The sequence below is a fragment of the Streptomyces apricus genome (assembly GCF_008369065.1).
Classification (GTDB): Bacteria; Actinomycetota; Actinomycetes; order Streptomycetales; family Streptomycetaceae; genus Streptomyces; species Streptomyces apricus.
On the sequence record NZ_VDFC01000221.1, the window covers coordinates 1 to 1,183 of the forward strand.

Annotated in this window: 1 protein-coding gene; it reads left to right on the plus strand. The window is 76.8% G+C overall.

Translation table 11 applies throughout. The features are described 5' to 3' along the window. The first annotated feature begins 768 nt into the window (after positions 1-768). A complete protein-coding gene (locus FGF04_RS39315; protein ID WP_149516178.1) occupies positions 769-1,158 on the plus strand; it encodes a roadblock/LC7 domain-containing protein in 390 nt (129 codons plus the stop codon). The last annotated feature ends 25 nt before the right edge of the window (positions 1,159-1,183 follow it).

The following is a 1,183-nucleotide window of genomic DNA, read 5'->3' on the forward strand; positions in this document are numbered from 1 at the left end:
AACCCCGCGGCCCGGCCCACCACCGAACCCAGAACCAGCCCCCGGACCCGCCCGGGCCCGGCCCCTCGACGGGGCATGACCTCTCGACCGGGCACGGTCCCTCAACCGGGCACGGCTCCCCGAGCGGGCATGACCCTTCGACCGGGCACGGCTTCCCGGCCGGGCCCACAGCCCCCGAACCGCCCACCGACCGGAGCCCGCACGCCGACTCCAAGTCGGCCACGGGCCCGAGCCCGGACACCGGGTCCGAACCGGCCGCTGGCCCGGGGCCGCATGCCGACCCGAGCCTGCATGCCGGCTCCGAGCCGGCCGTCGGTCCGAGTCCGGACACCGGGTTCGAGTCGGCCACCGACCCGGGCCCGCCCACCGGCTCCGAGCTGCCCACCGGCCCGAGCCCGGACACCGACGCCGAGCCGCTCGCCGGCCCGAGTCGGCACGCCCGGTCCGAGTCGGCCGTCGGCCCGGGCCCGGACACCGGCCCGAGGCCGCGCGCCGGAGCCGGAGCCGGGTCCGGGTCCGGGTCCGACAGACGTTCCGGGTCCCGGGACGGGGGCGGCGCCGAAATGCCTCCGCCGTTGCCCGTTCGCGGCACCGTTCCGAGCGGGCCGCCGTTCTCCCTTCCCGTGCTGTCGGCCGAGGAACTGGCCGCCGCCCAGCCGTCCATCGACATGTTGCGCCGCGTCCGCCGGGGGCTGAGCGCTCTGCCGGAGTCCGACTGATGCCGCTCCACCCGCACCACGACCAGCCACGTACGCAGCAAGGAGCGCCATGAGCGACACGACGCCGCCCAGTCCCCTCACCGACATCCTGACCTCCCTGCGCGACCGGGTGATGGGGGTCTCCGAGAGCGTCCTGTCCACGGCGGACGGCCTCCTCGTCGTCGCCGACACGGACTCCTCGCACGCCGAGTCCGTCGCCGCGCTCGCCGCCGCGACCCTCGGTGTGGGCCGCCGGATGGCCGACCAGGCCGGAGTCGGCGCGCTGCGCGAGGTGGTCGCCAGGTGCGGCTCGGGCCACGTCATCGTGCTGGCCGTCGGCGACCGGGCGCTGCTGACCGTCATGGGGGACGACGGCCTCGACCTCGCCGCGTTCCAGCGCGAGTCGCCCGCCACGGTGGAGCAGCTGAACCAGGCCCTCGCGGCCGACGTGCCGCGCTGACCCCTCCTGCCTGACCGACCCTTCC

Excerpts from the sequence above, each read along its gene's own strand:
- FGF04_RS39315 (WP_149516178.1), top strand. The coding sequence starts at position 769 with ATGAGCGACACGACGCCGCCCAGTCCCCTCACCGACATCCTGACCTCC.